The organism is Chloroflexus sp., from assembly GCF_056331925.1.
In genome coordinates this window covers 1-26,219 of record NZ_JBWGQH010000038.1, presented here as the reverse complement: position 1 = coordinate 26,219, position 26,219 = coordinate 1, and the positions used below count along the sequence as shown (strand labels likewise).

The following is a 26,219-nucleotide window of genomic DNA, read 5'->3' as shown; positions in this document are numbered from 1 at the left end:
AGTAGTCACGACGAACTTACCAACCGATACACTGGTGCTGAATCATCTCCGTTGGATAAGCTAACCGGTGCCAATGGATCAAGTGTAAACTGATGAACATTGGTCATCTTGAGTACCGAATCACCAACTATAATCTCATCATTCCGTGCTAGTTGGTACAATCGGCGTACCTCGCACATCGCGGTTCCCGTCCACACCAGCGTAGCGATTTGCTCATCTTCAATGACCCCCACGGCCAGCTGGCCGGTAGTCACACCGCCGGCAATTGTGACATCGACACCCAATTCCTGCTGCCACCGAAGACGCAGGCGGGGCACTGCCGCCTGAATTTGTTGCGCTGCCTGCAAAGCACGTGTGGCGTCATCGAAGCGTGGTTGTGGAAAGCCAAACGCTGCACAGAAGCTGCGCTCATCAAGAATAATGTAGGCGCCCTGCAACTGATGCACGATTGCCCGACACTCACTGTGGAATGGACCGGTAATACGCTCAATCAGTTGATGTACGGTCATATCGGTAAGACGCTCAATCCCACGGAGACAACCATACACCAACGTGGCCGTCATAACCTGCGGCTGTAGGGCTTGCATCAAACGAGATCGATTGCCCATCAACTCGCGAATAGTTTCGGGCGCGAGGTATGCACTGAGCAACCGACGTGCCCGTACTACTTCAGCCGGTTCGACAATTCCCTCGTAGCGGTGGTGTACCATCACCGATACAGCATACGCTGCTAATGCCGCGACCAGTGCTAAAGAACGCCGGCTGTAACGATACGGCATTGGGTCGGCCAACGTTAGTACGCCCAATGGACGATCCCCATGGAATAGTGGCATCGCCAGTGCAGAACGCATCAACTCCAATCCCGGCGTCGGGATCCAGCGCGTATCGCGTTCGATGTCGTCGATGATGACCCCCCGCTGAGTCCGTAATACCCAACCGGCTAACCCGTGCTTAAGGATTGGGGCAGCAGCTACATTGAGTGGTAGAATATTACCCTCATTTAAGGTAATCCTCGCCCGTATTACGTTGGCTTCAGGATCGATGAGCAGAAAGGTACCGTGACTCGACTCTGTCACTTCAGCCGCAATCTGTAACAACTCCGTTAATGCACGTTCAAGACTAGGCTGTTCGATAACGCTCGTGATCACCCGATCGAAGGCATCTAAGCGGCGTTGTTCCCGCGTACACCACTGCCGATATGTCGCCGCCTGAAGTTGGATGGCCAGGAGGTTTACTGCCTGTGTCACGAACTGCTCCTGTTCGTCATTCAGACGCACATCCGTACCGGTGATCATGAGACACAAAACCCCAAGTGGCGCCTGTTGTATCCACAACGGCCAGCTCACAACCGTTAACGATTGCGGAGAAGTTGTCGCCAGTAAGCTGCGCATCTGCACACTCGAAAAACGTGCCACACGGCGCTCACGCAATGCCCGACCGAGCGCACTCCCATCCTTATCAAAGGTGACCGTTCGGTTTACACTGGCGATCCCCCAACCGGACGTAGGGATCAACACCCCTCGCTCGGCATCGTGTAAGAGCAAAATCGCTCCCTGCACTGCCAAATGTTCAGATAGATACTCGGCTACGACGGTAATCATTGTATCGCGGTCGGTCAGTTCACCAAAGCGCTGTGCCAGCATCGCCAACGTTGATGAGTGCGGGACCGCAGCAATTGCATCGGAGACCGTTTGTCGTAGCGAGACTAGCGGATCGTTATCGGGTAACGGTGGCAAATCAGCCTGTAACACTGTGGTCGCATGACGACGCATTTCGCTCAGCGCATAGCGCAAACTCATCCATGCTGCCGCCGCCAAAGCTATTCCGATCACACCGCCAAAAAGTAAAGCGACGAGCAAGGTTACGGTCGGCGTTTCGGGGAATTGGCGATTGACGATGGTAATCAGAGCGTACAGCAATAAACCGAGCGAAATACCGCCAGGTATGGTTAGGGCAAGGATACGACGAATATTACTACGTGGTAGATACACAGCGACTCCGCGACGGTAATAGTCTTTTTCTGTTACTCTATGAACGATCGAGTGTCCGCAGAGTTGCATCTATTTTACCAAAAAAGATGACCGGTACACGATACGTGACCGGCCATACCCTGGAGCGGGAGACGGGATTCGAACCCGCGACCTACACCTTGGCAAGGTGTCGCTCTACCAACTGAGCCACTCCCGCACACCACGCCAGCATTATACACAACTCACCCGATTTGTCGAGTCGCCGTTAGTGTCTTACACTACTCCATAGCAATAGTGTTCGTATCCTCATCTAGTATCATATCCGTAGGTCAGATCGTAATGTCATGGTTAAACCGCCTATGACTATGCTGCTTATCCTTGATTTTTCAGGGACGCTGAGCGTCGCTGCGGTACAGTTTGGAACACCGGAATACCTCGGCCGCGCATTACAGGAATCCGGTTTGGCAGCGCTTGGGGTTGACGAGACAGTCTATTGGCGTGAGATAGTCAAACCAACGTGGGAAGAAGGAAGTACCAGCACTGCTGGGTTAGCCAACTTGATCGCCCGCCGGGTATGTGCGATCGGCGGTGCTTCAGAACCAGCCTATCAAGCTGCACAACGCTTTACCCAGATGTATATGGCTGCTTCGGCGATCGATCCGGCATGGCAGCCACTGTTCGATACTGTGCGCTCTATCCCTACCGTCATCCCGTTGATCGCAACCGATCATTACGCAGAAGCTACCCTCCAGATCACTACCCAGCTCACCACGCTGGGATGGCAAGCCGCGTCGCTTCGCGTGCAACGTGGTCATTGCCGGGCTATCGCCCAATACAAAGCTACCCGACCGTATGCCATCGTACCGGGAACATTGTTCAATCACCGCCGTACCGCGTTGATCGCCAACTCTGCCGATCTTGGCGTGATCAAAGCTACACCACGATTCTGGCAATGGGTGCGTATAGCTCTAGGCGTGCAGCCACTGCGAATTGTACTGGTTGATGATTTTGGGGCAAGCGAGAATCTGGACGACTTTTACGCCAATCCAGAGCGGGTGACACATCGCCGCCAGCAAACCGTTGCCGCTCTCCAACGAGTCTTTGCCGCATCGATACAGACAGTGCAGTTCGTTCTCGACCATCCGCTTGACCGCACAGTTACCGAAGTGACCGAATTGATACGGCGGTACCAGTAGCCTCGCTCGCACTAAACAACACAAAACGGGGACGAGCGCGAGCCTCGTCCCCGTACCATTGCCGATCAGTCCGAACTAGAAGTCCATCCCAGCACCGGCGCCGGCACCGGCGCCGACAGCCGGTTTCTCTTCGGGAATGTCGGTAATCAGCGCCTCGGTGGTCAGGATCATCCCGGCAATCGAAACTGCGTTCTGCACCGCACTGCGCGTCACTTTCACCGGGTCAATGATACCCTGCTCGATCATGCTGCCATACTGGCCGGTCAGCACGTTGTAGCCGATGGTTTTATCGCCCTTCTCCTCCTGCAAGCGACGGACATTGGCGATAATCACCGAGCCGTCCTCGCCGGCGTTGCGGGCAAGGATGCGCAACGGCTCTTCAAGCGCACGGCGCAGGATTTGGAGACCAACCTTCTCGTCCTCGTGAGCAACCTGCACCTTGTCAAGCGCCGGGATAGCGTTGATCAACGCCACACCACCACCGGGCACGATACCCTCTTCGACCGCTGCCCGCGTTGCGCTCAGCGCGTCCTCGACACGGTGCTTCTTCTCCTTCAACTCAGGCTCGGTCGCTGCACCGACCTTGATCACGGCCACACCACCGGCCAGCTTCGCCAGTCGCTCTTGCAGCTTCTCACGGTCAAAGTCGCTGGTCGTAGTTGCAATTTGGGCACGGATCTGCTCAATGCGCGCACGGATCGCAGCTTCGTCACCACGGCCCTCAATAATGGTGGTGTCGTCCTTGGTCGCAATGACCTTGCGCGCGCGGCCTAGGTCTTCAATCGTCGCGCTATCGAGCTTGCGACCGATCTCCTCGCTGATCACGGTACCACCGGTGAGAATGGCGATGTCTTGCAGCATTGCCTTGCGGCGATCACCAAAGCCCGGAGCCTTGACTGCCAGCGCGTTGATCGTGCCGCGCAGCTTGTTGACGACCAATGTCGCCAACGCCTCGCCGTCTACATCCTCGGCGATGATGACAAAGTTCTTCGTGACCTGCAATACCTTCTCAAGGATCGGCAGGATCTCTTGGATGCTGCTGATCTTCTTGTCGGTGATCAGGATGTAGGGATCGTCAAGCTCTGCTTCCTGCCGCTCGACATTGGTCACCATGTAGCCCGAGATGTAGCCACGGTCGAACTGCATGCCTTCGGTGTACTCTTTCTCGAAGGTCACGCCCTTCGACTCTTCGACGGTGATGACGCCATCCTTGCCGACCTTCTCCATCACCTCGGCGATCAGCTCACCGATCTCACTGTCGGCCGCCGAGTTGGTCGCTACGTGCGCAATGTCAGCACGGTCACGTACCGGCACGGCGCTCGCCTTAATGGCGGCCACCAGCGCCTCGGCACCCCGATCAAGGCCGCGCTTGATCAGCATCGCATTCGCACCGGCTGCGACAACCTTTAGACCCTCGGTAACAATCGCCTGAGCCAATACGGTGGCAGTGGTAGTACCGTCACCGGCAACATCGTTGGTCTTGGTGGCTGCTTCCTTGAGAAGCTGCGCGCCCATGTTCTCGAAGGGATCTTTCAGGTCGATCTCCTTCGCAACCGTTACACCGTCGTGCGTTACCGTCGGCGAACCGAATTTCTTGTCGATCGCCACATTGCGGCCACGCGGGCCAAGGGTCGTCTTGACCGCATCGGCGACGAGGTCAACACCACGCTTAAGCGCGCGGCGAGCTTCTTCGTTGAAAGAGAGCTGCTTTGGCATAAGATCTATTATCCTCCACTGATTTCAATCGGTTGTCAGCCTGAGAATAGCGTGACGGGCGGTTACTCCTGAACAATGCCCAGAATGTCCTTCTCCGACAAGATCAGGTACTCGACATCGTCGAGCTTGAACTCGGTACCGCTGTACTTGGCAAAGATCACGCGGTCCCCGACCTTGACGCTCATTGGGATCAGCTTGCCATCGTCATCGCGGCGCCCCTCACCAACAGCCAATACCGTACCTTCCATCGGGCGCTCTTTGCTGGCCGTGTCAGGCAGGAAAATACCGGTTTTGGTCTTCTCTTCACGCTCAACCGGCTTGACCACCACGCGGTCGCCAAGAGGTCGGATGCGGAAATCCGCCATAGTTGTTATCCTCCGTTCGCTATACAATCCAACGGTTTGCAAAGTTACCAATGATTAGCACTGTCAACTCAAGAGTGCTAATCCGTTGGTAATAGTACACAAGATTAGGCTGTTTGTCAAGTAAATTTTAGCACTCGTCGAAACTGAGTGCTAAGGCATGGGGTTCGACCACCAGTTACACAACGGTTCGCGTCACCCACTACCTTCTGCAACTGCCAACGCTACACTACCCACCCCCAACAACCCAACCAGACACCACAGCATGCCTTCGTAGCCACTACTACCGATAAGCACCCCTGCCCCAACCGGGGCAACAGTACGGGCAACGGTTATGAGGGCGTTTTGCCAGCCGCTGATCACACCATAGTTGGTCACCCCGTACTGCTCGGCAAGCAATGCCGCTCGCATGATCGTTTGGGTGCCGGCGCCGGCGCTGAAGAGGGCTATGTACAACAAGGCTGCGCCTGGCTGATGAGAGATGAGCAGGATGATCAGCCCTCCAATCTGCATGAGAAAGAGTCCAAGGGTAACCAACCGACGTGATCGGCGCTCTCCGATGGGTGCGATTAGCAGCCGGCCGGTGAGCGACATGAGGCCGTGCAAGCCTGCAATCGTCGATGCCACGTCCAAACTCATTCCGCGCACGAGCAACAACGGAATGAGATGAACCGTCATCGCAACGGTGACAAAACCACTGAGAGCAAATGCTACGCTGAGCAACCAGAATCGTCGTTCCCGTAGCACATCGCGCGGACGGAGCGATGGTTCGGCGACGATGGCCTGGACTTGTGCACTCTGATCACCATCTGGGGCTAAACCGAGATCGACCGGCGAACGACGTATCAACAGCGCGTGTGGCAGAATGGTGAGCGCCAAAATGGCCGCCAGTACCCACAATGCGGACCGCCACCCCATCTGCTCCACTAACCGGCCGGCCAGCGGGATGAAGAACACACTGGCCCACGCTCCGAAAAAGGTTAAGACTTGCAGAGCTTTTCCCCGTTTGCGACGAAACCATGTCACCACAATCGCAAACGCCGGTTCGTAGAGCACGGTTGCACTCACCACGCCTATCCCGGCCATAACCAGATAGAGCTGGAGCGGATTCGTCACGTGTGACCACAAAAGCAGCAAACCACATCCGCCGAGCGACCCCATTGTCATCAGACTACGTGCGCCGTAGCGGTCGAGCCACCAACCGACTATCGGTGCAGCGATGCCATTGGCGAGCAGCGCGACGGTAAATCCGGTGGCAATCGTCAGCGATTCAACCCCGAAGTCTCGTGCCATCGGCAAGATGAAGACACTGTAAGCGTAGTACAGAATGCCCCACGAGATCACCTCTGTGATCGACACCGCTACCAGCATTATCCAGCCGTAATAGATGCGCCTATAAAACCGGCTTTTCAGCAACATGAGCTAGTTGTCACGTTCAGTGGGATCGTCGTCGAAAATAAGGCCGGAATGGTTGAACAGCATCCCGTCTCGGTTCCGGTCGGGCCGCTACAGACCCCGGTTGCAGGCAATTCCAGCTCAACTCGACGGGCCGCTTCCCAATCCCCACAAAGTGCTGCCGTTACCGAACGTGCCTGTTCGTAGCCGGTGAGGAGAAGAAACGTGGGAGCACGACCATAGCTCTTCATCCCGATCATGTAGAAGTCGGGTTCGGGATGGCTCAATTCATCAACACCGTGTGGCCGGACCGTCCCACAACTGTGCAGATTCGGATCGATCAGCGGTGCTAGGGCCGTCGGTGCTTCGACCACCGGATCGAGCGCTAGACGCAGCTCGCGCAACGGTGCGAGATCGGGACGAAAACCAGTACACACGACAATTTCATCAACGGGAGGTAGCGTTCGGGTGCCGTCGGAGATAACTAATCCGGTATCAGTCATCGCTACTTGCGCGGTCTGCCAGCCGGTTACTACCTTAACCCGCCCTGAATCAACCAGAGTGCGTACCTGCATCCCGAGTAAACCACGAGTAGCTAAAGCATCGGCCACGCCACCCCCGAAGATGCGTTCAAACTGAGCTGCTTCCCGACGTATTACCCACCATACCTCGGTCCGCGGCGCAACTTCACCTAAGCGGAACAGATCGAGCAGCGTGTTAAAGGCTGAGTGTCCGCTGCCGGCCACAAGTACTCGTCGGTTGGCGTAACGCTCCCGATCACGACCTAAGACGTTAGGAATGCCGTAGAACATATGAGCTGCAGCATTGCGTTCACCAAGCGCTGGTACACCACCGGCACCGAGCGGGTTGGGTGAACGGTATGTCCCTGAAGCATCGATGACGGCACGTGCCAATAGTGATGTCTCCTCTCCCGTATCATCAACCAGCGTCAGTTGAAACGGTATCCCCTTCCGATCAAGCCCACGTTGACGGTCATGACCAAGCCGATTCACGGCTACCACTTTGCGACGGTAGTGGATGTGCGGTGCCAACGCCGGTAAGGACGCTAGTGGCAGAAGATACCGCTCGACCAACTCAGCACCGGTCGGAAATTCATCATCCGCCGGTGCTTGCCAGCCGGCAGCCTGTAACAAGCGGTAGGCCGCCTGATCGAAGCAATATCGCCACGGGGTAAACATTTGGACATGACCCCAACGCAATACGGAAGCTCCGGCTTGTTCACCCACTTCGATAACCACAAACGATTCGCCACGTTCAGCAAGATGGGCCGCAGCCGCTAACCCAACCGGACCGGCACCGATGATGGCAATTGGGAGTGACATCGTTCTCACCTTCCTTCCATGTTATGTTGACGCGGTACGTTACTATGACACGTTCCAGGATGTCTTATCGATATATTGATATACATCAATAAAATACCGAACTAAAAAGCTGCTGTTCGTTGTTCGTCAGCAGCTACCCGTCTAGATTGGCAAAAAACTGATCGATCAGCGCCTTCACTGTTGCCAACACTTCACGGCGTACTGCATAGTATACCCACTGACCACGTCGCACCCGCTCGATCAGGCCACCGTTGCGCAACAAACGGAGGTGATGCGATACGGTCGGCTGCTTCACTGGTAAGGATGCTTCGAGATCACATACACACACGTGCCCGCCATGACGAGCTAGCAGCGCTAACAAACGTAGCCGGATTGGATGCGCTAGTAATGCTAGGGTGTCGGCGAGTTGTATTGCCTCGGCATCGGTTAACGGAATGTCGGTGATCGGTGTGCAGCAACGCGATTCGTCACTCGTGATAGTGTTCGGTATAGGGGAAGTCTTCACTACCACTCCTTACTTCTGATCGTCAGAGGTATGATAGACGACATATTGACAATTGTCAATATGCATCTTTTGTCCCCCCTAATGAACACCAGAAACGACCGTGTTGATCCCTTCTGCCCTACGAAAAACCTTTGTGTCGAATGACGCTCACGACTTCTTCGGGATGTGATTCTGATCACCGATGATCACACGCTCGTTTACCCAACCACTGATCACGACTGAACGGTTGTCGCGGCGATGTTGGTAGTTCCGGCTCCTCGCGCTTCTTTCACGTCGGTCCACAAACGAGCCACATCGGCGAGGAGCTTGCGTAATTGCAAGCGGAGTGCGGCCTGTGCGTCAGGGTCATCAACTTGTTCGCCATCTCCTGTACTGTCTCCTGAGTTGCCGGTCTACCGTCCATCTTCAACCATATCCGCGCCCAGAGCGCTTTGATCTTCTCACCGACTGCACCAGCCAAGTGTTTACCCGCTTCCCCGGCATCCTGTCCACCGGCCTTGACAAGATACAAGAGCAGCGATGCTAAAACCGGTACTATTTGTTGGATAGAGTTTGAGGATCCATCGTTACCCTACGTCTCGTTGGTTTGATACTGACCCGTCGCATATGTTCCGCTATAATTCTAACATACCTGTCACACAAATGTTCGCTTACCAAAGGTACACGAATGATGACATTATGTCACCAAGATACTTTATGTAAAAACTTTCTCGTATTCTTTAACATATTCGAATTGGTGTATTTCACGTAGATTTAACATTCACTTAACCAACGACTCGCTGTCAGAAGCGTATAATAGAAAGCGGTCGAGGAAACATTTCTGTTCCTGTCACAATCTTCAACGATGGTATAATGATCACTCGACACATTATCTCGCTGAGCCTCATAGCGCTGTTGCTGACCGCGTGCGTGGGTAGTTCTCCTACCGAACCCTCGTCTACACCGGTGCCCTTACCGGCTACGTCGCCGCCTTCGCCAACGGCGGCTCTTTTATTGCCTGAAGTCGATTTCTCATCATTAAGCGGTGAAATCAAGATCGATGGCTCAAGTACGGTCTTTCCAATCACTGAACGGGTTGCACTTGCATTTAACGAACTTTCACCCCAAGTAACAATTCGGCTTGGTGTCAGTGGAACCGGGGGTGGTTTCTCGCGCTTCTGCGCCGGCGAGACGGATATTTCCAACGCCTCACGTCCGATCAAACAGAGCGAGATGGAAACCTGTACTGCCAACGGTATCACCTTTGTCGAGTTGCCGGTTGCTTTCGATGGTCTTTCTGTGGTTGTTCATCCGCAAAACGATTGGGCGCAATGCCTCACAGTGGCTGAGTTGAAACGAATGTGGTCGCCTGAGGCGGAGACGGTGATTACACGGTGGAATCAGATACGCGCCGATTGGCCTGATGCACCATTGCATCTGTACGGCGCCGGTATCGATTCGGGAACCTACGATTACTTCACGTCAGCTACTGTCGGCCAAGAGGGTGTCAGTCGTCGCGACTATACAGCCAGCGAAGACGATTACCTTCTCGCCCAAGATGTTGCTGGCGACCGATTTGGATTGGGCTTTTTCGGTTACGCCTATTATGCCGAATATGCCGACCAGTTGCGTGCAGTAGCGATAGACAACGGAAACGGTTGCGTCGCTCCATCGATTGAGACCATTAGTAACGGTCAATATCAACCGCTGGCCCGTCCGATCTTTATTTATGTTCGGGCCGATCGGTTAGCACAGGCGGAAGTACGTACATTTGTCGACCTGTATTTGCAAAATGGTTCGTTGTTTGCTACTCAGGCGTTATACGTTCCCTTACCAAGCACTGCCTACGAATTAGCACTACGCCGCGTCGAACGACGACGGACCGGCTCCATCTTTTCTGGTGGCTCTCAAGTAGGGCTTTCAATTGAACAATTGTTGCAACTTGAGGATCGTTAGCCATGCGGTTTCCCATTCGTCTCAAATTACTAGGTGCATTAGCCATTGACCTTGTCTTGATGATGGTCTTAGGCTACTTTGCTACGCACCAAATGGCAACGATGAATGAACGTGCCGTCTTTATCGAGCGCCATACCATTCCTTCACTCGATACGGTTGGTGATATGGTAGCAGCGATCAATCGTTACCGTGCCCGCCAGCTCGAGTTCTTGATTTATACCAACCATGGCGACCGCGAGCGGTTACTGGAGCACATGCACGCTCTCGAGTACGAGATGGCCACTTATTTTACCACCTATCGCCCTTTGATTAGCTCTGCCCGCGAACAAGAGCACTTGGCGGCAGTCGAAGCAGCATGGCACGAGGTCGTGCAGGCCAACCACGGGCGATTTATTCCAGCCGTGCGCTTGGTGAGTGACGGTAGCGTCCAACCGTTCTATTCGCGGATGAACCCGTTTTATGAAAAGCTCGATCAGGCGATGACTGCATTGGTACAGGAGAATAAACAACAGGCCCGTGCCTCACTCGATGTAGTTGCCGCTAGTTATGAGGCTGCCCGTACCTTTATCTTGTTCGATACCGTGATGGCAATCATCATCTCGGCTGTAATCGGGCTATTCCTTTCAGCGCGGATTGCCCGCCGTTTACAACGACTGGCACAGGCGGCTCATCAAGTTGCTGCCGGTAATTTCGTCGGTGCGATTAATGAGCGTATCCGCGATGAAATCGGTGATCTGGCACAAGCGTTCGATCAGATGTTGGAAAGTCTGCGATCCCAACGTGCTGAATTGGAAGAACGTAACCGTGCCTTGCAAGATAGCCTTGCCCGTCAAGAACAATTAATGGCTGAAGTGATCCGCGGAAAACAGGCAGAAGCTGAGGCTGAACGAGCACGTGCAGCGGCTGAAGCAGCCAGCCAAGCCAAGAGTGCATTCCTTGCGACTATGAGCCACGAGCTGCGCACACCATTGAATGCGATCCTCGGGTATGCTCAATTACTCCATATCCAAAAGATTGTGCCCGATAGCCATATATCGTATCTCGAACGTATCCTGACTTCTGGCCGCCATCTGTTGTCGCTTATTAGTAACGTGCTCGACTTTGCCCGTATCGAACAAGGTGCGCTCGATCTTGATTATCGACCGGTGGAGGTGGCAGCTCTGGTTGAAGAGGTCGTGTCAATGACGTTGCCTTTGGCTCAACGTCATCACAATCGAATAGAAACAGATTGCCCACCCGAGATCGGCGTTATCAAGACCGATGACCGCCGATTACGGCAAGTGTTGATCAATCTGTTGAGCAATGCCGCAAAGTTTACCGAAGATGGTCTTATCCGGCTCGAAGTAACCGCCATCCAACACAACGGTCGAGACGGTCTGCGTTTTGCCGTCCATGATACCGGGATCGGTATTCCGCCCGACAAACAACACAAGCTCTTCCAGCCCTTTAGCCAAGTCGACGATTCGGTCACCCGCCGCTATGAAGGTACCGGCCTCGGCTTGGCGCTCAGCAAGCAGATCGTCGAAGCCCTCGGTGGCACCATTACCGTGCAGAGTACGGTGGGCGTTGGCTCGACCTTTTCCATCTGGATCCCGGTAGTTCCAGTGCCAACATCTTCGCGCGCATCGTTCTCAACTCCAATGCAACTCGCAGGAGATATCGCATGAGCTTTATTTTAGTTGTCGACGATAACTTCGATAATCGCCATATTCTCGGCCAAATGCTCAGTTTCAGCGGATTTCCCGTTGAGATGGCAGCAAATGCACTCACAGCAATTGACATCGCTCGCCAACGGCGTCCTAGTCTCATCTTAATGGATTTGTCGATGCCCGGACTTGATGGATGGACGGCTACCGAATACGTTAAAAACGACCCCGATCTCCGCGATATTCCGGTGGTCGCCGTCAGCGGTCACGTCACCCGCAATGACATTGAGCGGGCTAAGCGTGCCGGATGTGTAGAGTTTTTAGCCAAACCGATTGATTATGACCAGCTCGTGACCATTGCCCGTCGCTACGTCCAACACAACTCAACATAACTGACCAAAGTCGGAATGTACAGACCTCGGCGCGTTCTCGTTTGGGTAAATCTGAGGTACCATACCATCAGGGCGGTGGATCGTTCCCGTTATTACCACATTGCACCGCTCACAAGCGGTGTCTTGCCACGCTACGACGGCTACTCACACATCCTTCGCGCTTACAGTGCTTAGCAGTGCTAAGCCTAGAAGATGGTGGTATGGACTCTAACCTACTTCCGCTCATTACCTGCCCTCACCACCCTACTGTCACCTTAATGGTCGAGCAGATCGAGTATGCGACCGATGGCACTATCGAACGCGATTATCTGCGCTGTCCACACTGTACGAGAAGGTATCCGATCACCGATGGAATTCTTGATGTGCTCGGTACCCAATGGCCCGCGAGTATCGCGCAATGGGTAAACGAAATGCCACCGGCGGCATGGGCGTATGAACGAACGTGGCGACCTCTCGCCCTCAGCCTCCTTAGCGGCGAGCAATTTCCGCTTGAACGCGAGCTACACCTGATCACCGAATTGGCCGGTGTCGAGCGTGGTGGCTTGATGATCGATGTGGGATGTAGTAATGGTCTGTATGCCCGAGCCTTGGCCCACGCTTGCCGTCACCACGGCGCAAACGGGTTTGTCGTCGGGATCGATCTTAGTCGCCCAATGTTACTTGAAGCTCGCACACGCGCCCGCGCGCAAAAGTTGAACATCAGCTTTATTCGCGCCAGTGCCCAAGCCTTACCGTTTGCCGATGGTTCGGCCAACGTATTGGTAATGGGTGGCTCCCTCAATGAAATCGGTGACATCGCGGCTGCCTTAGCCGAATGGCATCGGGTGCTAACCCCTGACGGCCGTGGCGTGATGATGAGTCTGACTGCTTCCCCTACGCCCGTCGGGCGCTTGCTCCAATCACTGCTCAGTACCGGCGGCCTCCAATTCCCCACTATCACCGAACTTAACCAGGCGTTCGCCGACGCCGGCCTCTACGTGCGTGATCAATGGCAATACGGGATTGTGGTATTTAGTGTCGTGCAGGTATTTGACGAGATGGCCTAATTGTGTTATATTCACTACTGCTGCGCGGTGCCTGTAGCTCAATGGCAGAGCGCCTGACTGTGGATCAGGAAGTTGTGGGTTCGAGCCCCATCAGGCACCCCACAAATAAAGCCGGGTAAATAGCCCGGCTTTTCGTTCGTCATCCTATGGCTAAGACATCGTTTCCCTTCGCCAACGGTCGCGTCGTGCTGATGGACTCGATCTCGTACATTGATGAGAACGACCGCAACGCATGTATCATCAGTGGTTCACACGGCGGTGTTAGTTCGGCACGTTACGCACTTGCCATACCACCGGTTGGTGTCGTGTTTAACGATGCCGGAATTGGCAAAGATTACGCCGGTATTGCTGGCTTACACCTCCTCGATACAGCGCACATCCCGGCGATGGCTGTAGCCCATACCTCAGCTCGGATTGGCGATGCGACCGATACGTGGAACTGCGGCATCATCAGTGCTGTGAACCAAGCTGCCGCTGCCCGCGGTATTACGGTGGGTATGCATGTCCAAACTGCCACCGCCTACGTTCTGCAACGGCCAACCCCAACCTCGTAGGCAAAAACGATGCTCTTACCATCTACAACCTTTCAGATGCTGCTGGCCGCTACCACCCACTTTCCCCACTGGTACGCTCGTCTCCAAGCGTGGCAGAGCCAAGCCTACTCAAATCACCTCCATCTCGCCATTGTCCGTGAACCGTACCTGAGTCGCTTGCTAGCCGGTAGCAAACGGGTTGAGAGTCGCTTTGCACGCGACCGCCGTCCGCCTTTTGGGCGCGTACAACCGGGTGACATCCTCCTTCTCAAGCGCACCGGTGGTCCGCTCGCCGGTCTGGCCTTGGCCGAATATGCGCTGAGTCGTCCACTTACCGATCTCAATGAGGTTCGCATGGCATACGGTGATGATCTCGCTATTACCGATCCCCACTTCTGGCAACACTATGCCCATGCACGCTACCTCACCTTGATTTGGCTAGATGAGATCATCCCATTACCGGCCATTCCCCTACCACGCCATCACCGAAGCGGATGGGAGATCATCGAACGATGGTCGGGGTGAGCAGGGAACCGGTTTCGAGCCGGTATTGGCTTGACCAACATCCGTATTCCGTAGTATCGTTATTTTGTGAATAATTTCACCAGAAAGGAGGCCAACGATGCCTTCGGCCAACCAAACTGCACCACAACCGACTACTCGTCCGCGGGTTGTCATCGTTGGCGCTGGATTCGGCGGATTAGCCGCCGCTCGTACCCTCGCCAATGCATCGGTTGAGGTCTTGCTCATCAACCGTACCAACTATCACGGCTTCTGGCCGTTGCTTTACCAAGTTGCTACAGCGGGTCTTGAACCCGAATCAATTGCGTATCCGGTACGCGCCATCTTGCGTCGCTATCGCAACGCAAACTTTCTGCTTGCCGAAGTGCAGGGGGTCGACTTTACCCGCCGCTGTGTGCAGACCGATGTCGGCGCGATAAGCTACGATTACCTCATCTTGGCTGCGGGCAGTACGACCAATTTCTTTGGCAACGATCGGATCGCGCGTTATGCGTTGGGCATGAAAGACCTGGACGAAGCACAACGCCTACGCAATCACGTCCTTCTCTGCTGCGAGCGCGCCGCAGTCGAGAGTGACCCAGCACGGCGTGCTGCGTTACTGACCTTTGCCGTTGTTGGGGGTGGACCAACCGGGGTCGAGCTAGCCGGCGCTTTCATCGAGCTGATTCGACACGTCATTCGCCGCGATTATCCGATGCTCGATACCCGACAGGCCCGGGTTGTGCTGATTGAGGCGACCAACCATATCCTCGCTTCATTTCCCGAATCGCTCCAACATGCGGCACTACAACGCCTCCGGCAGATGGGGGTTGAGGTACGCCTCCAGACCCAAGTAGCCGACGCTCATCACGATGGCTTGACCTTCCGCGACGGCTCATTTTTGCCGGCTGCAACGGTCGTGTGGGCCGCCGGTGTGCGCGGCGCATCGCTCGCTGATGCGCTCGGCGTGACGCTCGGCCGTGGTGCACGTGTAGTCGTGACACCACACCTAACGTTGCCGGCGGACGAGCGAGTTTTTGTCATCGGCGATATGGCGTATTTGGAAGGATACCGTCCGGGTGTTGCCTATCCAATGGTCGCACCGGTTGCGATCCAAATGGGTGAACAGGCCGCTCGTAATATTATCGCCCAGTTCAACCATCAACCGATGCAGCCGTTTCACTACATCGATAAAGGGCAGATGGCAACGATCGGACGCAGTGCGGCCGTACTCGATGCCTTCGGTATCCAATTGAGTGGTTGGTTAGCTTGGGTTGGCTGGCTGTTTGTGCATCTCATGGCACTGGTCGGCTTCCGTAATCGAGTGTTGGTATTGCTGAATTGGGCGTATAGCTACTTTACCTATGACCGTGGGGTGCGCCTCATTTTTGGAGTTGGTGCCGAAAAGCAGCCTTTTGCCGTCGAATATGATGAGGTCAATGACAATTAATCATCTTCCCTACGAGGCGGGTTTTTCAACCCGCCTTGCCTCTCAAACTTATGTATCATCACGCTTACCCACCATGAAGACCGTGGTAGTATCGGATAGCGCATCCCATGCCAACCGTCCCTCTTGTTTATCCAACATTAACAACACTGCTGTAACCAGATACGGTGGCATACTCGCGTTAAAATACGAACCTGCTGTAATGTTTACCAGTAAAAACAGTGCCAATGCCGCACTCTGCCGTACCCCCTTACCGGTCAACATGCTTATCGCAACAATCACCTGCCCTATCGTCAAAATCCACGCAATCGGGCGATAAAACGGTATCGCAAAATAGCGCAGATACGCGGCACTAAAGCTGTTGGGATCGATCTCGGTTAATCGTTGCTCGAAATGCTCACGCATGATCGGCGTGGTTGTCCAACCACGTGTAATTTTATGGTAAGCTCCGTAAGCAAATGTCGCCCCAAACGCATAGCGTAGTACCACTATTCCGATGCGTACTGCCCGTCGCAAAGCTAGAGCGCGATTATTCATCGCAACCACTCCTGTGTCGTCCCAGAGAGACCGGATTGTACGAAACAGCCGCCGGGCTGATACCAACCGTCGCTCCTACCTCCGATGCTCGGCTTACGTAACAGGAACGGTTGCCGGTGACTGCTGTTTCAAGTATAGCACTTTCTTGTAAAAATTGTGTTTATATGTCATCACTGTACCAAAAAAAGCCGACAGGGAGACAGCCACATCCCTTTTCCCACCAACAGCACGTTCTCGTAGTTCGATTCACGGTAAACAACTCACTCCCGGCCAACAGCGCCGGTCGAGATCCCAATCGTATCCGATACCGGTATCGAACCATTCCGTTTTGGTCTCGCACAGCGCAGCGAATCGTTCATCGGTAATGAAGGTGGTTGCAACCATGTAATGGTCATCCCAGATCTTCTGATCACGTGCACTGGTGCATGTGCCACCGATGTAACCACCGAGCGACACAGCGTTCAATTGCAACTCCGGCACTGTGCGAAAGCGGATGCCGGTATGGTGCATTTTTAACACCCCGTTGATCCATAACTTGATCTCACCGTCGGCTTGATCAGGTGTATTGCGCTTCATCATCATGTGAAAATCGATCCATTGACCACTAGTGATGTAAGTCGGTTCACCGATGTTTTGGCGGAACTTCTCGCCGTAACCGGTCGGTTGATCGAGATGGTAACAATACAACACCGGTTCACTGCGCGTATTGACACCCTCGGCATCAAAACAACGCCTCATCATAGACCGGTTGTCATACCAGCAGTTTGGCATCATTTGTAGGAAGCAGCTCACCTCATTAGTGCCGTTTGGTCGTTCCCCCGCCGGCAATGTGTAAGTGATCGGGTTGTGGGCATAGATCGAGAAGGCCTTCGATTCACAAGTGAATTGGTAGCCGGGTTCGTATTGGCGATAAAATCGCCAATAGTAGACATCGCTGCGCGGTAGTGCAAATTTGAACGCCGTTTGTGGTTCATGAGTGCCGGCCAGATTCTGAAATTGCTGGACAAATTGGCCGCGTGGCGCCGATGCCATCGCTACCCGACTAACATTGTTGGGATAACTTTGATACACACGATTGGGTAAGTACGGCGCCAGTACTGATCCGCTATTGCCCCGGTTGGTCAATTGATACCAATGCTCTCGTTCGAGACCGGTAGCAAAGACTACACCGTCATTCGGTCGAAATGCGCATGGATCGGTGCTCGGCGGCGGTGTGGCCGTCACCTTCTCGTTCATAATGCAATGCATGGTAGGTAGACGTTCACTCCACTTGGTGACGATGTTGGCGCCGGAGTGACCGTTCCGGATGGTACACCGTTTACCGTCAATTCGATCACCAGTTGATCCAATGCGCTTTCGTTGCTGTTGTTGTCGGCTTGGTAGCGAATGAAGAGATGGCGCTCGTCATCGATGACCTCTACCGGCGACAGCGGGATTCCCAACGACCATGTCGTCCAACGCCACGTTTGCCCGTTTGTGTTGTCACCAAGAAGATACCACTGACCGGTCTGCACATTGCGGACTTCCCACCACCAGCGCTGCTCGCTTGCCGTTGGGCCGCGCCAGTTGACCAGTAGTCCCATCTCGTTGACCGCAGTCAGCGCAACGCTGACCGGCACGGTGTACGTCAAGATGCTCTCGTGACCGGTTGCAGCACCGGTGATTCCGAATCGCATATACGCCGTTTCCGGTTCCCAAGCCCACTCATTTAGTTCAGCGTCGTGTAATGCTGCTAATTGACCGATACGTTCCCCGCGTATCGTTTCTAGTTCGCTCGGCACAACGACCAAAGTTACTGCCGCTTGCCCGGCCTCAGTTGACCAATTGCTTACCACGATCAACGTAACTAACCACCCGCCGATAAATACGAATATCCGGTACAATTGCCAAATCGATGATGGGTTACTCATACCGGCTTTTTTATATAACAACATGACCACTCTGCATTGTTTCTACTTATACCACACTACACTACACCACTCGACAATTAATGTTTGATGAGAAAGTGCCGGTCACCATCGCATTTCCGGTATCATGCCGGATGAGGACAGGATTCGAGATCATTGTATGAGGAACTATGCTCGTGCGACGTATTATTATCATTGTTGGAGTTGTCATCATCCTTTTCTTAAGCGGCGTTGCGATCTATGTCTTCCGTCCGCCAGAGGCGGCCAGTGGCCCTCTTGAAGCTATCCCGATCGTCGTACCGACCACCATCCCAACTGCTACCTCAGCAGTCGCTGCGTTACCGACTCCAACTGTCGATTCAATCCCAAGTACAGCCGACCCAACGACTGTTGCCCCGACAACAGTCGCTAGTCAACCGACACTACAGATCTTTGCCATCGACCAGAATCGCTCGGAAGCCCGCTTCCTAATCGATGAGGTATTGCGTGGGCAGCCGGTGACAGTGGTCGGCGTCACTAATCAGGTGGCCGGTCAGATCGCCCTCGATCCAAATGTGCCGAGCGCAGCGCAAGTAGGGGTCATTCAGATTAATGCACGTACCTTAGCTACCGACAACGAGTTTCGCAATCGGGCAATTAAAAATGCTATTCTGCGCACTAATCAATTTGAACTCATCACATTTACCCCACGCATAATCAATGGCTTACCCGAGAGTGTTACCATCGGTGTGCCGTTTGAATTTACCATTGAAGGAGATTTAACCATCACCGATGTCACGCGGCCGGTCACATTTACGGTGACGGTAACCCCGATCAGCCCCACCAAGATCAGCGGTCTCGCCCAGACAACGATACTCTACCGGGATTTCAATCTTACGATCCCCGACTCCCCAGCGGTTGATACGGTCGCCGATGAAGTCCGGTTAGAACTAGAGTTTGTTGCCACTCTGATCGGCTAATTGACGGTCTATCGCGCAATCATTATAATAACGCGAGTTTTAGTAGTATCAAGGCAGGAGCAAACGATGAGCGTACAAAGCACTCGTGGCCGGCGAGTCAAGACTGCAAAAACCAATAACCTGCTGTATTTGTATATAGCAGTCGGTGTGGTTGTAGTTGTAGCGATCACGGCACTGGTAGTGATACTTACCCGCAATACCGCCGAAGTTACCACACCAACCGCGCCGGTTGGGCGTACTGAGGATGGATTTTACTACAAGGGTAATCCCGATGCACCGGTAAAAGTGATTGCCTTTGAAGATTACCAGTGTCCCGGCTGTGCGTTCTTTACACGCAATCTCGAACAAATCCTCGAACGCGACTACATCAATACCGGGAAAGTGCAGTTTATCTATCACGAACTGCCACTCACCAATATTCATCCCAATGCCCTACCGGCTGCCGAAGCGGCTCGTTGTGCCGGTGATCAAGGCAAGTTCTGGGAAATGCACGGCCAGCTCTTTGCGAACCAGAGTATCTGGTCACAACTAAATTCACCGTTGAATACCTTTAGTGGTTACGCCGGCATTATCGGGATCGACCGCGCAGTGTTCGATTCATGTATGCAGGCCGGTACTCACCGCGAAGCCATCTTGGCTGCTGCTCAATCGGCAGCCGAACTTGGCGTGCAAGCGACCCCATCGTTTAGCGTTAACGGTCAGATCGTTGACTCGAACCGTCTGTTTACGGCAATCGACGCAGCACTACGTGCAGCTGGTCGTTAACTATAACGTCTGACTACGGGAGTGAAGCGAAGTATCGACTGCGGCAGGGCCGCCCTGCGTCCTAGCAGTGTGGACTGCGGCAGTCTCACTGCCGCCAATTGACGACCTGCCGTTTCCGGCCTATAATGAGCCGGTTTTTCAACATCGTGAGGGGTACTGTCGCCGTGCAAAACCAAAATCTGTCTGCACTCATTTTGATTATCGTTGTCTTGGGGTTAACTCTTGCTATCAACTTCGCCCCCAACAACAACTTCCTTGGCCGTGACGTCAGCGTCCGCCTTGGTCTCGACCTGCAAGGTGGGATTCAAGTCTTATTGCGTGCGGCCGATCCAAATGCCACTGCTGAACAGATCGCTACCGCTGCCGGTGTGATCGAGCAGCGTGTCAATGCACTCGGTGTCGGTGAAACGGTTGTCCAACGCGCCGGTAACGATCGAATCATTGTCGAACTGCCCGGCGTCGCTAATCCCGAACAGGCGATTGAAACCTTACGCGGCACCGGACGACTTGAGTTCATCGACTCGCAAGGCCAATATCTGGCTGAGGGCACTATCGTCCGCACGTCGAACAGTCCTAATCCGCCGCAATTGCTCGAAACTGATACCATAACCGACCCCAACAGCCTTGGTCCGATCTACCAGAGTATTACCGATGGCGCCGACCTTGATACGGGAGCCGTCCAACCCACTTTCTCGCAAGGTAGCACGCTTGGCAGCCGCCCCGCCGTCTCGTTTGCCTTCCGTGGCGCTTCGGCTCAGCGGCTGGCTTCGTTTACCGCCGCTAATGTCGGCAAACCAATGTGCATCGTGCTGGATAATGTGGTAGTGAGCTGCCCGGTGATCAATGCGGCCCTAACCGACGGTTCAGGCGTGATCGAAGTGACGACTGAAGCCGAGCGTAATCAGATTTTTAATAAGTTAAAGTACGGCGCTTTACCGGTACCGCTGGTGGTCGAGACGAGCCGTACCGTGACCGCCACGCTTGGTCAAGAGAGTGTCTCTGCGAGTGTTGTGGCCGGTATCATCGGGCTATCGGTGGTCGCAATCTTTATGATCCTCTTTTACCGCGGCCCTGGCCTGATTGCGACCATCGCTTTGCTGATCTACACGACCATCAGCTTCGCTATTTACCGACTCATCCCAGTGACGCTCACCCTACCGGGTATTGCCGGCTTTATCCTCTCGATCGGTTTGGCCGTCGATGCCAATGTGCTGATCTTTGCGCGTCTGCGCGAAGAGTACCGCCGCGGTCGCGATATTCGCAATGCGCTTGAGTTGGCGTTTGTCGAATCTTGGCCGGCTATTCGTGACTCGAGCGTTTCAACGTTGATCACCAGTGTTGTGTTGTTTATGTTCGGCAACAGCTTCGGTGTTAGCTTGATCAAGGGCTTTGCCCTAACCCTGGGATTGGGTATTGTCATCAGCTTGTTCACCGCTGTTATCGTCACCCGTACCTTTATGCGCTTAGTGTTACCGTTGTTTAGCGATGAACGGGCATGGTGGTTTGGTGTTGACCGGCGTAGTCCAGAACCGGCGGTAACGGTAGCGTCGTAGCTGCACCGATTTCCAACGGAGTGAACCGAGCTAACTAGCGGAGTAATGTCTATATGGAATATCTTGTTCGCCGTCGCTACTGGTGGTTTGCCTTTTCACTACTGGTAATTTTGCCAGGCCTTTACATGCTTTTCTTGCATCCGCTCATTACCACCGGACGGTTTAGCATTGGGTTGAAGCCGAGCATTGATTTTGCCGGTGGCGCACTATGGGAACTGCGCTTTCCCGATACAGCGCCGGAGACACTTACTACCGATCGGATCGCACAGGCGTTTGCCACTGCCGGTTTTGAGAACGCCCAAGTCCAACTGAGTCCAACCGTTATCAATGGGCAAACGGTAGCCGCAGCCCTGGTCCGCACTCGTCCGCTCAGTGAGTCGGATCCCAATAGTGAAATCGAGGCCGTTACGAACGCATTGACCACAACGTTTGGTACGGTCAGCCGTGAACGCCTCGAAAGCGTTGGCCCCACCGTAAGCGCTGAATCGACACGCAGCGCCGTAATCGCCGTGATCGGTGCTTCACTGGTGATCTTGCTGTACTTGACATGGGCGTTCCGTAAAGCGCCCCATCCGGTGCGCTACGGCGTCTGTGCATTGATTTCAATGCTGCACGATGTACTCGTAGTACTCGGTACCGCCGCTATTCTCGGTGCTACTATCGGGCTAGAAGTGGATGCCCTCTTTTTAACTGCCCTGCTCACCACGTTGAGCTTTTCGGTGCATGATACCATTGTGGTATTCGACCGCATTCGTGAGAATCTGCTTAATCGCCACCCTGCTGAAACGTTTGATGATATTGTCAATCACAGTCTTGTCCAGACACTGCCACGCTCGATCAATACCCAATTGACGACGTTCTTTACGCTGACTGCACTACTCCTTTTTGGCGGTGATACCATTCGTAATTTCGTTTTGATCTTGTTGATCGGGTTAATCAGCGGCACCTATTCATCGATCTTCAACGCTGCCCAGCTCTTGGTCGTTTGGGAACACCGCGAATGGCGGAACTGGTTTGGTCGCGGTCGCCGCGACGAAGCTGCTCAAGCAGCGTGATCATAGGCTGATACCGCATCAATGAAAATGAGGGGCAGGTTTTTCATCTGCCCCCTGATATTGTTACGCTTCTACCTTCACCCCTCGCCAAAACGCAATATAACCAGCAATTTGCTTGGCTGCCTCCTTTGGCGCCGGATAATACCACGCCGCATCGCGATTTACCTCACCGTTCACCACGACATCGTAATAGCTGGCCGTCCCTTTCCAAGAACACACGGTATGTGTTTGGCTCTCACGCAGATACTCGCGCCGCACCGAATCAGGCGGAAAGTAGTGATTCCCTTCAACGACAATTGTTGCATCGCTTTCGGCAATGATCGCACCATTCCAAATTGCTCGTGGCATCCAACCCTCCTCAATACAATGCATACTTCCCATGAGCATTATGACTCGATTCACGCATCTTTTGCCCTACCAAAACGGTTTATTTATAGACACGATGAGTTGATCGCCACGGTGCAGCACTCACCAATATTGCCGAAGACACCATGATCGACGATACTATTCGCTACTATATCGGGTTTAACTTGACACCGGGAATTGGCCCACTGCGACTGAGCCGCCTGATCGAGCGATGTGGTTCGGTGGCTGCGGCCTGGCATGCCGACGAAGCCACCCTGGTAGCCGCCGGTCTTGATGCACGGAGTATTGCCAACCTACGCACTGCCCGCCAAACCCTTGATCTCGACGCCGAGTTGGCACGTCTGCGGGCGAACGGCATCACCCCACTGGCAATTACCGATCCGGCCTATCCACCCTTACTACGAATGATCGCTGCCCCACCCCCATTGCTGTATGTGCGTGGGACAATGACTGCCTCGGATCAACGAGCCATCGCCATTGTTGGTACACGCCATCCTACACCCTACGGACGGGAAGTGACACGACGCTTGGCGCGCGATTTAGCGGTCGCCGGTATCACGATTGTCAGCGGCTTAGCCTTGGGTATCGATACAATTGCCCACACTGCGGCTCTCGAAGCCGGTGGGCGCACCCTAGCCGTGTTAGCCTGCGGCGCTGACCGCGTGTATCCAGAACGGAATCGCACCCTCGCCGAGCAGATCGTTTCTGCCGGTGCCCTGATCAGCGATTACCCGCTCGGCACGCCACCGGCACCGCTCAACTTTCCACCGCGTAATCGGATTATTGCCGGCTTAAGCCTGGCAACACTGGTTGTAGAAGCACGTGAAGACAGTGGTGCGCTCATCACCGTGCAATTCGCCCTCGATCAAGGGCGTGACGTGATGGCAGTTCCAGGGTCGATCTTCAACCCGCTGAGTGCCGGTCCTCATCGGTTGATCCGCGAGGGTGCGGCTATTATCACCAGCGCGCAGGATGTGCTTGCCGTGCTCAACCTCGAAGGACGCAGTGATCTCCACGAACCACCGCTTGAGTTAGCACTTACGGCTGAGGAAGAGGCTATCTACCGCGTGGTCGAAAGTGAACCGCAGCATATTGATGTCATTGGGCGTGCTGCCGGACAGGCAGCCGCAACAACGGCAGCGGCATTAGCGTTACTAGAACTGAAAGGACTTGTACGGCAAGTCGCACCACTCTACTATGCACGGGGTCGCTAAGACGTGCTACTGCTGAACCTGCTGTGACCGCTTCACCTGTCCAGCCTTGCCTGGCACGTTATGGCGCTGAAACGCGATATTGCTGAACCTGCCTGTAACGCCTCATCACCAATCAAACGTAGCTTCAGGACGGTCGGCGAATGCATCGACCAACATCCGGCGTGTGCGGTTGAGTAATGGTGGTAGATGGTCGGGCGCAAAAAAGCCAACGTTAACGTTCTCGTGACCGGCTTGTTGCAATTCACCGCCGACGATCCGCGCTGCAAAAAAGATGGCTAAAATCTGTGATTGGTCACCGTTAGGATAGCTCCATGCGAAATCGGAACCACTGTAGATACCGATCAACTTAAATGGCGCTAAAATCAGACCGGTCTCTTCCTGTACTTCGCGGACTAAAGCCCGCGCCGGTGATTCATCGAGGCTAATCGTCCCACCCGGCACATCCCACAACATCACATCGGCCCGCCGGCACAACAAGATACGGCCCGTTTCATCACGAACAAAGCCACTCGCCCGTACCTGTAAAATTCGTTGGTGGCCGACGTAGCTCCGTAGCCAGCGCGTATATTTGACGGTCATACCCGACTCCTTATGTGTATGACACCGCCATTATACCATTACTCAACCAAAACGCCGGCACAATCATCCCTTCCCCCTCAACCAAGCCGTCAATGCCTGACTCTGCGGTCGGTCAATCAAGCGTACACGACTCAATCGGCGCTGGATCATCAAACTCGGGATGCGTAGAATTGTCAACCGACCGGCAATAATCTCCATCTGGATAGCCACCTTCGAGACAATGCTCAACCCCAAGCCGGCACTGACCGCATGCTTCACCGCTTCAGTACTCCCCAACTCCATCACCGACTGTACTGTAATCCCCCGCTCGGCCAGTGCTTGCTCCATCACCTCGCGCGTCCCCGAACCTGGTTCACGTAAGACAAACGGTGCCCCAATAATGTCGGCCTCGGTCAGATGAGCACGACGGGCCAGTGGGTGATCAGGCGCTGCGATCACCACCAACTCATCGTCACGCCATGGCGTAATATGTAACCGTTCGTCTGGCGTAACCGGCCCCTCAACATACGCCACTTCAATGCGATACTCCAGCAGATGCTCCATGATCTGCTGGGTGTTCCCAATGTCGAGGAATAACTCAATCCCTGGATACTGGCGATGATAGGCTCCGAGCAACGGCGGTAAGAGATAGGTACCGATCGTACTACTTGCACCAATCGCCAACCGACCTCGTTGCAAACCGCGTAGTTCGTTCAGCGACTCGATAGCCAGCCGTTCGTGAGCAAAGATGCGCCGAGCGTGTTCACCGAGAATAGCCCCGGCATCGGTTGGAGCAACACCACGCGGTCTCCGTTCAAGCAGTACCGTCCCTAATTGGCGCTCTAATTCTTGTACGGCCCGCGACACTGCCGATTGACTCATCGTCAGCGCTTCTGCCGCACGAGTAAAGCTACCATGGTCGAGGACAGCTACGTAGATGCGCAGCAGATGAAGGTTGAGCGTCAAGCCCTCCTCCTTAGAATCTATTGCAGTTGAGAGAGAATTGTCGCTATTCTACCATACCATGGTGCAGTTCATACCGTGCACACAAGCTTCTTTGCTGTTGATGACAAGGCTGTCTAGAAGCTGTCTCATACAGCGAGTGCCGCGCCCAATCCCCTTCCCGGTCATGTCGAGCGAAGCGAGACATCTTCAACAACATCATCTCAAGCATCGTGAGACGGATGGTAAGATTGCTCGCTGCGCTCGAAATGACAATGGTGGAGGGGCAAAGAGGGGGCCGCCGGGCCTGGTCATAGCAAGTGCTACGCATCATCCCCTTCCCGGTCATATCTCGTTCCGCGCCATCCACTCACCT

25 protein-coding genes and 2 tRNA genes are annotated in these 26,219 nt (G+C 54.3%); 14 read left to right on the top strand and 13 right to left on the bottom strand.

Going from position 1 to position 26,219, the window contains the following annotated elements; all coding sequences use genetic code 11:
* Positions 1 to 5: 5 nt before the first annotated feature.
* Together AC01ZF_RS16440 and AC01ZF_RS16435 are read right to left on the bottom strand one after the other, a co-directional pair.
* On the bottom strand, positions 6 to 1,991 hold the full coding sequence (locus tag AC01ZF_RS16440) for a GAF domain-containing protein (RefSeq protein ID WP_476575512.1): 1,986 nt from the start codon (positions 1,989 to 1,991) through the stop codon (positions 6 to 8).
* 120 nt (positions 1,992 to 2,111) lie between these two features.
* Positions 2,112 to 2,187 (bottom strand) — tRNA-Gly (locus AC01ZF_RS16435).
* Positions 2,188 to 2,329: 142 nt separating this feature from the next.
* Between AC01ZF_RS16435 and AC01ZF_RS16430 the strand changes: the two genes are divergently transcribed.
* Positions 2,330 to 3,166 carry a hypothetical protein gene (locus AC01ZF_RS16430; RefSeq protein ID WP_428112910.1) on the top strand — a complete coding sequence of 279 codons (837 nt, stop codon included), beginning with the start codon at positions 2,330 to 2,332 and terminating at the stop codon, positions 3,164 to 3,166.
* 75 nt (positions 3,167 to 3,241) lie between these two features.
* Here the strand turns inward: AC01ZF_RS16430 and groL are convergent, their stop codons facing one another.
* From groL to AC01ZF_RS16405, 5 genes are all read right to left on the bottom strand, one after another.
* Positions 3,242 to 4,882: a chaperonin GroEL gene (gene groL / locus AC01ZF_RS16425; protein ID WP_424676081.1), complete on the bottom strand. Its 1,641-nt coding sequence runs from the start codon at positions 4,880 to 4,882 to the stop codon at positions 3,242 to 3,244.
* A gap of 62 nt (positions 4,883 to 4,944) precedes the next feature.
* Positions 4,945 to 5,247 (bottom strand): co-chaperone GroES, encoded by a 303-nt coding sequence (gene groES / locus AC01ZF_RS16420; RefSeq protein ID WP_287906616.1) that lies wholly within the window; start codon positions 5,245 to 5,247, stop codon positions 4,945 to 4,947.
* Between the two features lie 192 nt (positions 5,248 to 5,439).
* Positions 5,440 to 6,663 (bottom strand): MFS transporter, encoded by a 1,224-nt coding sequence (locus tag AC01ZF_RS16415; RefSeq protein ID WP_476575511.1) that lies wholly within the window; start codon positions 6,661 to 6,663, stop codon positions 5,440 to 5,442.
* Positions 6,654 to 7,982: an FAD-dependent oxidoreductase gene (locus AC01ZF_RS16410; RefSeq protein ID WP_476575510.1), complete on the bottom strand. Its 1,329-nt coding sequence runs from the start codon at positions 7,980 to 7,982 to the stop codon at positions 6,654 to 6,656. Before AC01ZF_RS16410 ends, AC01ZF_RS16415 begins: the two co-directional genes overlap by 10 nt.
* 133 nt (positions 7,983 to 8,115) lie before the next feature.
* Positions 8,116 to 8,487 carry an ArsR/SmtB family transcription factor gene (locus AC01ZF_RS16405; RefSeq protein WP_424676078.1) on the bottom strand — a complete coding sequence of 124 codons (372 nt, stop codon included), beginning with the start codon at positions 8,485 to 8,487 and terminating at the stop codon, positions 8,116 to 8,118.
* Positions 8,488 to 9,339: 852 nt separating this feature from the next.
* Between AC01ZF_RS16405 and AC01ZF_RS16400 the strand changes: the two genes are divergently transcribed.
* The 8 genes from AC01ZF_RS16400 to AC01ZF_RS16365 all read left to right on the top strand — a co-directional run bounded on the left by AC01ZF_RS16400 (position 9,340) and on the right by AC01ZF_RS16365 (position 15,990).
* Complete coding sequence (locus tag AC01ZF_RS16400; protein WP_428112905.1) at positions 9,340 to 10,422, top strand: PstS family phosphate ABC transporter substrate-binding protein; 1,083 nt, start codon at positions 9,340 to 9,342, stop codon at positions 10,420 to 10,422.
* Between the two features lie 2 nt (positions 10,423 to 10,424).
* Positions 10,425 to 12,089 carry a sensor histidine kinase gene (locus AC01ZF_RS16395; RefSeq protein ID WP_424676076.1) on the top strand — a complete coding sequence of 555 codons (1,665 nt, stop codon included), beginning with the start codon at positions 10,425 to 10,427 and terminating at the stop codon, positions 12,087 to 12,089.
* Positions 12,086 to 12,460, top strand: coding sequence for a response regulator (locus AC01ZF_RS16390; protein ID WP_424676075.1), 375 nt, complete (start codon positions 12,086 to 12,088; stop codon positions 12,458 to 12,460). Before AC01ZF_RS16395 ends, AC01ZF_RS16390 begins: the two co-directional genes overlap by 4 nt.
* A 200-nt stretch (positions 12,461 to 12,660) precedes the next feature.
* Positions 12,661 to 13,506: a methyltransferase domain-containing protein gene (locus AC01ZF_RS16385; RefSeq protein ID WP_476575509.1), complete on the top strand. Its 846-nt coding sequence runs from the start codon at positions 12,661 to 12,663 to the stop codon at positions 13,504 to 13,506.
* 27 nt (positions 13,507 to 13,533) lie between these two features.
* Positions 13,534 to 13,608, top strand: a tRNA-His gene (locus AC01ZF_RS16380).
* Between the two features lie 44 nt (positions 13,609 to 13,652).
* Positions 13,653 to 14,060 carry a hypothetical protein gene (locus AC01ZF_RS16375; RefSeq protein WP_424676073.1) on the top strand — a complete coding sequence of 136 codons (408 nt, stop codon included), beginning with the start codon at positions 13,653 to 13,655 and terminating at the stop codon, positions 14,058 to 14,060.
* A gap of 9 nt (positions 14,061 to 14,069) precedes the next feature.
* Positions 14,070 to 14,564, top strand: coding sequence for an ASCH domain-containing protein (locus AC01ZF_RS16370; protein WP_424676072.1), 495 nt, complete (start codon positions 14,070 to 14,072; stop codon positions 14,562 to 14,564).
* 97 nt (positions 14,565 to 14,661) lie between these two features.
* A complete protein-coding gene (locus tag AC01ZF_RS16365) occupies positions 14,662 to 15,990 on the top strand; it encodes an NAD(P)/FAD-dependent oxidoreductase (protein ID WP_476575508.1) in 1,329 nt (442 codons plus the stop codon).
* Between the two features lie 48 nt (positions 15,991 to 16,038).
* On the opposite strand, the gene AC01ZF_RS16360 is transcribed toward AC01ZF_RS16365, so the two are convergent.
* From AC01ZF_RS16360 to AC01ZF_RS16350, 3 genes are all read right to left on the bottom strand, one after another.
* Entirely contained in the window at positions 16,039 to 16,524 is a 486-nt protein-coding gene (locus tag AC01ZF_RS16360) for a MauE/DoxX family redox-associated membrane protein (protein WP_428112900.1), read from the bottom strand.
* Positions 16,525 to 16,770: 246 nt separating this feature from the next.
* Positions 16,771 to 17,760 (bottom strand): polysaccharide lyase, encoded by a 990-nt coding sequence (locus AC01ZF_RS16355; RefSeq protein ID WP_424676069.1) that lies wholly within the window; start codon positions 17,758 to 17,760, stop codon positions 16,771 to 16,773.
* Entirely contained in the window at positions 17,757 to 18,434 is a 678-nt protein-coding gene (locus AC01ZF_RS16350; protein WP_424676068.1) for a hypothetical protein, read from the bottom strand. Before AC01ZF_RS16350 ends, AC01ZF_RS16355 begins: the two co-directional genes overlap by 4 nt.
* Before the next feature lie 167 nt (positions 18,435 to 18,601).
* Here AC01ZF_RS16350 and AC01ZF_RS16345 point away from each other — a divergent pair, with 167 nt between their 5' ends.
* The 4 genes from AC01ZF_RS16345 (at position 18,602) to secF (ending at position 22,763) form a co-directional block, all read left to right on the top strand.
* Complete coding sequence (locus AC01ZF_RS16345; RefSeq protein ID WP_476575507.1) at positions 18,602 to 19,390, top strand: YceI family protein; 789 nt, start codon at positions 18,602 to 18,604, stop codon at positions 19,388 to 19,390.
* A gap of 66 nt (positions 19,391 to 19,456) precedes the next feature.
* Positions 19,457 to 20,155: a DsbA family protein gene (locus AC01ZF_RS16340; RefSeq protein WP_424676066.1), complete on the top strand. Its 699-nt coding sequence runs from the start codon at positions 19,457 to 19,459 to the stop codon at positions 20,153 to 20,155.
* Between the two features lie 164 nt (positions 20,156 to 20,319).
* Positions 20,320 to 21,708 carry a protein translocase subunit SecD gene (gene secD / locus AC01ZF_RS16335; protein WP_424676065.1) on the top strand — a complete coding sequence of 463 codons (1,389 nt, stop codon included), beginning with the start codon at positions 20,320 to 20,322 and terminating at the stop codon, positions 21,706 to 21,708.
* A 53-nt stretch (positions 21,709 to 21,761) separates the two neighbouring features.
* Complete coding sequence (gene secF / locus AC01ZF_RS16330) at positions 21,762 to 22,763, top strand: protein translocase subunit SecF (RefSeq protein ID WP_424676064.1); 1,002 nt, start codon at positions 21,762 to 21,764, stop codon at positions 22,761 to 22,763.
* A gap of 63 nt (positions 22,764 to 22,826) precedes the next feature.
* Here the strand turns inward: secF and AC01ZF_RS16325 are convergent, their stop codons facing one another.
* Positions 22,827 to 23,111 carry a DUF427 domain-containing protein gene (locus AC01ZF_RS16325; RefSeq protein WP_424676063.1) on the bottom strand — a complete coding sequence of 95 codons (285 nt, stop codon included), beginning with the start codon at positions 23,109 to 23,111 and terminating at the stop codon, positions 22,827 to 22,829.
* A 143-nt stretch (positions 23,112 to 23,254) separates the two neighbouring features.
* On the opposite strand from AC01ZF_RS16325, the gene dprA reads away from it, so the two are divergent.
* Positions 23,255 to 24,343 carry a DNA-processing protein DprA gene (gene dprA / locus AC01ZF_RS16320; protein WP_424676062.1) on the top strand — a complete coding sequence of 363 codons (1,089 nt, stop codon included), beginning with the start codon at positions 23,255 to 23,257 and terminating at the stop codon, positions 24,341 to 24,343.
* 105 nt (positions 24,344 to 24,448) lie between these two features.
* Here dprA and AC01ZF_RS16315 read toward each other — a convergent pair whose 3' ends face one another.
* Both AC01ZF_RS16315 and AC01ZF_RS16310 read right to left on the bottom strand, forming a co-directional pair.
* A complete protein-coding gene (locus tag AC01ZF_RS16315; protein ID WP_424676061.1) occupies positions 24,449 to 24,922 on the bottom strand; it encodes an NUDIX domain-containing protein in 474 nt (157 codons plus the stop codon).
* Between the two features lie 63 nt (positions 24,923 to 24,985).
* On the bottom strand, positions 24,986 to 25,867 hold the full coding sequence (locus AC01ZF_RS16310) for a LysR family transcriptional regulator (protein ID WP_424676060.1): 882 nt from the start codon (positions 25,865 to 25,867) through the stop codon (positions 24,986 to 24,988).
* Positions 25,868 to 26,219 lie beyond the last annotated feature (352 nt).

Bases quoted from the DNA above. Each gene is read 5' to 3' on its own strand.
- AC01ZF_RS16350 (WP_424676068.1), bottom strand. From the start codon at position 18,434: ATGAGTAACCCATCATCGATTTGGCAATTGTACCGGATATTCGTATTT.
- AC01ZF_RS16355 (WP_424676069.1), bottom strand. From the start codon at position 17,760: ATGAACGAGAAGGTGACGGCCACACCGCCGCCGAGCACCGATCCATGC.
- groL (WP_424676081.1), bottom strand. From the start codon at position 4,882: ATGCCAAAGCAGCTCTCTTTCAACGAAGAAGCTCGCCGCGCGCTTAAG.
- AC01ZF_RS16360 (WP_428112900.1), bottom strand. From the start codon at position 16,524: ATGAATAATCGCGCTCTAGCTTTGCGACGGGCAGTACGCATCGGAATA.
- AC01ZF_RS16385 (WP_476575509.1), top strand. From the start codon at position 12,661: ATGGACTCTAACCTACTTCCGCTCATTACCTGCCCTCACCACCCTACT.
- dprA (WP_424676062.1), top strand. From the start codon at position 23,255: ATGATCGACGATACTATTCGCTACTATATCGGGTTTAACTTGACACCG.
- groES (WP_287906616.1), bottom strand. From the start codon at position 5,247: ATGGCGGATTTCCGCATCCGACCTCTTGGCGACCGCGTGGTGGTCAAG.
- AC01ZF_RS16375 (WP_424676073.1), top strand. From the start codon at position 13,653: ATGGCTAAGACATCGTTTCCCTTCGCCAACGGTCGCGTCGTGCTGATG.
- AC01ZF_RS16370 (WP_424676072.1), top strand. From the start codon at position 14,070: ATGCTCTTACCATCTACAACCTTTCAGATGCTGCTGGCCGCTACCACC.
- AC01ZF_RS16400 (WP_428112905.1), top strand. From the start codon at position 9,340: ATGATCACTCGACACATTATCTCGCTGAGCCTCATAGCGCTGTTGCTG.
- AC01ZF_RS16415 (WP_476575511.1), bottom strand. From the start codon at position 6,663: ATGTTGCTGAAAAGCCGGTTTTATAGGCGCATCTATTACGGCTGGATA.
- AC01ZF_RS16315 (WP_424676061.1), bottom strand. From the start codon at position 24,922: ATGACCGTCAAATATACGCGCTGGCTACGGAGCTACGTCGGCCACCAA.
- AC01ZF_RS16410 (WP_476575510.1), bottom strand. From the start codon at position 7,982: ATGTCACTCCCAATTGCCATCATCGGTGCCGGTCCGGTTGGGTTAGCG.
- AC01ZF_RS16430 (WP_428112910.1), top strand. From the start codon at position 2,330: ATGACTATGCTGCTTATCCTTGATTTTTCAGGGACGCTGAGCGTCGCT.
- AC01ZF_RS16365 (WP_476575508.1), top strand. From the start codon at position 14,662: ATGCCTTCGGCCAACCAAACTGCACCACAACCGACTACTCGTCCGCGG.
- AC01ZF_RS16395 (WP_424676076.1), top strand. From the start codon at position 10,425: ATGCGGTTTCCCATTCGTCTCAAATTACTAGGTGCATTAGCCATTGAC.
- secF (WP_424676064.1), top strand. From the start codon at position 21,762: ATGGAATATCTTGTTCGCCGTCGCTACTGGTGGTTTGCCTTTTCACTA.
- AC01ZF_RS16345 (WP_476575507.1), top strand. From the start codon at position 18,602: ATGCTCGTGCGACGTATTATTATCATTGTTGGAGTTGTCATCATCCTT.
- AC01ZF_RS16325 (WP_424676063.1), bottom strand. From the start codon at position 23,111: ATGCCACGAGCAATTTGGAATGGTGCGATCATTGCCGAAAGCGATGCA.
- AC01ZF_RS16340 (WP_424676066.1), top strand. From the start codon at position 19,457: ATGAGCGTACAAAGCACTCGTGGCCGGCGAGTCAAGACTGCAAAAACC.
- AC01ZF_RS16390 (WP_424676075.1), top strand. From the start codon at position 12,086: ATGAGCTTTATTTTAGTTGTCGACGATAACTTCGATAATCGCCATATT.